General features: G+C 53.8%; 6 protein-coding genes. 5 read left to right on the top strand and 1 reads right to left on the bottom strand.

What is annotated here, in order from left to right; genetic code table 11:
* Positions 1–187: 187 nt before the first annotated feature.
* Positions 188–406 (top strand): sulfur carrier protein ThiS, encoded by a 219-nt coding sequence (thiS, locus tag PHC90_14500; protein ID MDD3847555.1) that lies wholly within the window; start codon positions 188–190, stop codon positions 404–406.
* 141 nt (positions 407–547) lie between these two features.
* Here the strand turns inward: thiS (PHC90_14500) and PHC90_14495 are convergent, their stop codons facing one another.
* Positions 548–1,273 (bottom strand): FadR/GntR family transcriptional regulator, encoded by a 726-nt coding sequence (locus tag PHC90_14495; GenBank protein MDD3847554.1) that lies wholly within the window; start codon positions 1,271–1,273, stop codon positions 548–550.
* Positions 1,274–1,491: 218 nt separating this feature from the next.
* On the opposite strand from PHC90_14495, the gene PHC90_14490 reads away from it, so the two are divergent.
* From PHC90_14490 to thiS (PHC90_14475), 4 genes are all read left to right on the top strand, one after another.
* Positions 1,492–2,520, top strand: a complete 1,029-nt coding sequence (locus tag PHC90_14490; protein MDD3847553.1) for a TRAP transporter substrate-binding protein — start codon at positions 1,492–1,494, stop codon at positions 2,518–2,520.
* A 120-nt stretch (positions 2,521–2,640) separates the two neighbouring features.
* Positions 2,641–3,975 carry a hypothetical protein gene (locus tag PHC90_14485; protein ID MDD3847552.1) on the top strand — a complete coding sequence of 445 codons (1,335 nt, stop codon included), beginning with the start codon at positions 2,641–2,643 and terminating at the stop codon, positions 3,973–3,975.
* Positions 3,976–4,167: 192 nt separating this feature from the next.
* The gene (locus tag PHC90_14480; protein MDD3847551.1) at positions 4,168–4,347 is read left to right on the top strand and encodes a hypothetical protein; all 180 of its coding nucleotides are present in this window, start codon (positions 4,168–4,170) and stop codon (positions 4,345–4,347) included.
* Positions 4,348–4,358: 11 nt separating this feature from the next.
* Positions 4,359–4,559, top strand: coding sequence for a sulfur carrier protein ThiS (thiS, locus tag PHC90_14475; protein ID MDD3847550.1), 201 nt, complete (start codon positions 4,359–4,361; stop codon positions 4,557–4,559).
* Positions 4,560–4,751: the final 192 nt, after the last annotated feature.

The raw sequence follows: 4,751 nt of genomic DNA, 5'->3' as shown, positions 1-4,751 counted from the left end.
TTTGTCCTGCCGACAATGATGGCGACGAGTACCCTCTGTTAGTGTATCGGCCTCGTTTTTTCCTGTCAATCCCATGGCTGTAAGTCCTCGCAGTACCTTCCCGCCCTTCCGGGTCGGTCCCTCCCGCCCGGCCCGAAGCAGTTTTTTCTGGCAAGCCGATTCCCGTTGGTCTACAATTATTCCAGACATGGCGCCTGCAGCACAGATAGAGATCATTCTCAACGGACTGAAGGAGAAAGTGCCCGAGGGTACGACCATCGCCGAACTGATAAGGTTATCCGGTGAAGCGGATAAACATCTCGTTGTGGAATGCAACAACCGTTTCATCCATCCCCACGCCTACCCCGCAACAACGGTAAACAAAGACGACAAAGTGGAGTTCATTAACCCGGACTTTGGAGGGTGAAGGAAAGATAGTTACAGATTTCAGACTCCAGATCTCGAGGGAATAACTTAAGAAGAATCAGCCGCTACGTGTTCGCAGGACCTCGTGTTGACCAATGGATGAGCGGACCCTTCCTGCCTTGCCCGAAACCTGAAACAGCCCTCACTGTGTTACTGTCTTGTGGTATTCTTCTTCCATTTTCATGAGGTTCTTGCCGAAGGCGGTGGCGTGTTTTTCCATCTCCCTGGCTGCGGTTTCGGGATCGCCGGCGAGGACGGCTTCGACGGCGGCGTCGTGGAGACCTGCAGGATGAAGCTTCTGGGTGTCGGGTCTGACGACCTCGACGACCTGTTTTGTAAGCCTCATGACACAGGTGACAAGGGCCTCGAAGAAACGGTTTCCACACATTTCTGCAAGGATATAGTGAACGGTTGTTTTCCTGTCTACCTCTTCGGAAAGCGTTGGGCCGGGGGTCCTTTCCGCTTCGAGAGCTTCTCTCAGGCGCCGGGCGTATTCATCGTTCACCCTGAGAGCGGCAAGGCGGGCCACCTCGGGTTCAATAAGGCGGCGGACATGATAGAGTTCCGGGATGGATAACTTTTCACAGAGAAAGAGGTCGAGAAAGGAATTGGCAAGCTGCTCGAAGGACAGGTCGGTGACAAAGGCCCCGCCCGTTGTGCCCTGGCGGGTGATCACGAAGCCCGCATTCTCGAGCGCCCTCAGTGCCTCCCTGATGGCCACCCGGCTGACCTGAAATTCCTCCGCCAGCTCCCTTTCGGACGGCAATTTGTCGCCAGGCTTGAAATGACCGAGGAGAATGGATTGCTTGAGCTGTTCCGTCACTTCGTTGGAGACCCGCAGAGGTCTAATTGGCGTGAATATAGACATTGTGATTGATGATATCATATGTCAGGTTTGCATCAATTGCAAGATAATTTCTATTGACAAAAAGATTTGCCAGCGCTAAAGATTATACCAATAGACAGGGATGCTTAGAGGGGACAAGAGCACGTGAATCCCCGAAAAGAGCGACGCAACAGGCGAAAACCCGTGCTTCGGCACTACGTATCCGTTCCGGATACATCAAAATAATCAGGGGGTTCGTTATGAACAGGAGGAGTAGTTTTTGTTCGGGGGCTGTAGTGTGTCTGTTTCTGTTTGTTCTTGTGGCAGGTTCCATTCCGGCATACGCTCAGGAGAAGGTGTTCACTCTGAGTTTCTCCAATTTTTTTCCCGTAACTCATAAGAACAGCCTCATCATGGCCGACTGGTGCAAAGAGGTCGAGAAGAGGACGAAGGGCAGGGTGAAGATTACCTATTATTCCGGTTCCGTCCTCACCCCGGCCAGCCAGACATACGACGGGGTGGTAAAGGGCATCGCTGACATAGGTGAGAGCGTTCTCAGTTACACGAGGGGGAGGTTTCCCCTGACGGAGGTCATCGATCTGCCACTGGGCTACAAGAAGGCCTACGCGGCGACAAAGATGATAAACGCCTACATCAAGAAATTCCAGCCGAAAGAGTTCGACCAGGTAAAGGTCATGTACCTTCACGCCCATGGACCGGGTATACTTTTCACGAAAAGACCCGTCAGGAACCTGGAAGAACTCAAGGGGATGAAGGTGCGTTCTACGGGGTTCAGCGCCAAGGTTGCCGGCGCCCTCGGAGCATCGCCCGTTGCGATGCCCCAGACTGAATCCTACGATGCACTCCGCACCGGTGTCGTCGAGGGCATCCTCAATCCCATAGAGGCGATGAAGGGATGGAAGATAGGCGAAGTGGTCAAGTACACCATTGAAAACTATGGTTCCGCATATACCACATCCTTTTTCGTTGTCATGAATAAGTCCAGGTGGAACGCGCTCCCGCCCGATATCCAGAAGATCATAGAAGGCATAAATGAAGAATGGATAGAAAGGCAGGCCAGATTGTGGGATGAGATCGACAGGGAAGGCAGGGAATTCATGACCCAGCGCGGCAACAAGTTCATCGCCCTCTCGAAGGAGGAGGACGCAAGGTGGGCCAAGAAGGTACGCCCTGTCATCGACGAATACGTGAAGGAGCTCAATGCGAAGGGCCTCCCCGGTGAAGAGGCGTTGAAGTTCTGTCTTGACTACCTCAAGGCGCACCCGTAATAAAGTAACGCGGCGCATTGCGGGCCGGGGGACTACCCTTTCCTGAATAGAGCACTGCCGCCGGCTCGCAGTGCATATTGTGTGGTCGGAATTGAAGAAAACCAGGGAGGTTGCGGCGATATGGCTTATCAGATGAATACATACTGGAACCCGATTCTCGAGACGATGCCGAGGGAAAGGCTCCGCGAGCTCCAACTTATGAAGTTCAAGAGGATTGTGGAGTATGCATATGAGAACTCGCCTTTCTACCGGAGGCTATATAGTGCCGCCGGTATGGAGCCCGGCGACATCAGGACCTTCGAGGACATCGCAAAGGTTCCAAAAACGGACAAGGGGATGCTCAGGCAGGTGCAGGAGAATCCGCCCTTTCCCTACGGGGATATCCTCAGTGTTCCTCTGGACGACGTGACGGAGTTCAGGCAGACGAGCGGGACGACGGGCGTTCCCGTTTACCAGGCCGATACCTGGCAGGACTGGGAGTGGTGGTCCGAATGCTGGTCATACATACTCTACGCCCAGGGATACAGACAGTCGGACAGGGTATTTCTGCCTTTTGGCTACAACATATTCGTTGCCTTCTGGGCGGGGCATTACGCATTGGAGAAGATAGGCTGCGAGGTCGTGCCCGGCGGTGTCCTCGACACCGAGGCCCGCATCCTCAAGATGCAGGAACTGAAGTGCACGGCATTCATGGCAACGCCGACGTACGTACTGGGGATGGCCGACACGGCGCGAAAAATGGGCATCGATCCCACACGGGATCTGAATATACAAAGGATAACCTGTGCCGGCGAGCCCGGCGCCAGCATCCCTGCCACCAAGAAACGCATCGAGGAGGCCTGGAACGCAAAGGTGTACGATCACGTGGGCGCCACGGAGATCGGGGCATGGAGCTACGAGTGTCTCGCGCAGCCGGGGGGACTTCACGTCAACGACGCCTTCTTTCTCATCGAGATTGAGGACATTGAGACCGGCGAGATCATAGACACCCCGGGGAAGAACGGCAAGATGGTCATCACCGCCTTTGACCGACTGGCAAAGCCCTGCATACGTTTCGATTCCAAGGATGTCATCGGGTGGTCCGGCCGTGCCTGCGAGTGCGGTCGCACCTTCGGGATGATCGATGGGGGGGTGGTCGGCAGAGTGGACGACATCACCAAGGTGAAGGGCGTGCTCCTCGCGCCGACAGCCATCGAGGAAGTGGTGAGGAGTATCCCCGAGATTGGCAACGACTACCAGGTGACGGTTACCAAAAAGGGTGACATCGACCAGATCCTCCTCGAGATAGAGATGATGCCGGGGATGGAGACGAAACAGGAGGAGGTTCTCGGCCGCCTGAAAGACCAGCTGCGCGTTCGCGTCAACCTGGGCTTCAAGATCACCGTCCACCCCTTTGGTGTCGTCCCGAGGTACGAGGTGAAGGCCAGCAGGTTCAGGGACATGAGAAAGCACTAGAAGACGGTCTCAGGCATCAGGGTTCAGGGTTTCGGAACCTTTTACAATGGTTTTTCTATCCCGTCATTCCTGCGAAGGCAGGAATACAGGAAAAACGAGGGGCTGCAAACACCTCTGGATCCCGGATCAAGTCCGGGATGACGGAGAGAGACCATAGGATGACGGCGAGAAAGGCTGCGGGAGGCGACTATAATGGATGATATGAAGATAACTGAGATGGATAGGAAGATCAGGGTTCTGAAGCAGACGACGCAGGATATCCTTGAGTCTGCGGGCGATGTGGAGGCCGTGAGGAGAAATGCGAAACGCATACTGGCGAGCGTGAAGATGCTCGAACTCAATATCTGCGATGTTTGCGGGACAGGAATATAGACAGGGAAAGCATGGAGATCCTCTATAATGGCGTGTGGGAGGAAGTCCTGGCGGACACAACCGTATCCGATCTCGTTATTAAGGCAAACGAAAAGGACTCAGGACTCATCGTGGAAGTGAACAACAGGTTTATTTTCCCCGGTGACTACGGAAAAACTTCTTTGTCCGAAGGCGATAGGGTAGAATTCATCAATCCCGATTTTGGAGGATGATAGAAGATAACGACCAATTTACAGGTAGTCGACAACCGATGAAAGAAAAGGTTTCCTGTGTTTGGTTATTGTAATCTGGTCATTGGTCATTCTGTTTACGTTAAAGGAGGTCTTAATGTTATTGCTGCCAAAGTTTGATTATGAGGAGCCGAAGAGCTTGCCGGAAGCCCTGGCGATGCTTTCGGAACTGAG

Source organism: Syntrophorhabdaceae bacterium (assembly GCA_028698615.1).
Taxonomy (GTDB): Bacteria; Desulfobacterota; Syntrophorhabdia; order Syntrophorhabdales; family Syntrophorhabdaceae; genus Delta-02.
Note: the sequence above shows the minus strand (reverse complement) of the source record. Positions and strands in the feature narration are given on the sequence as shown.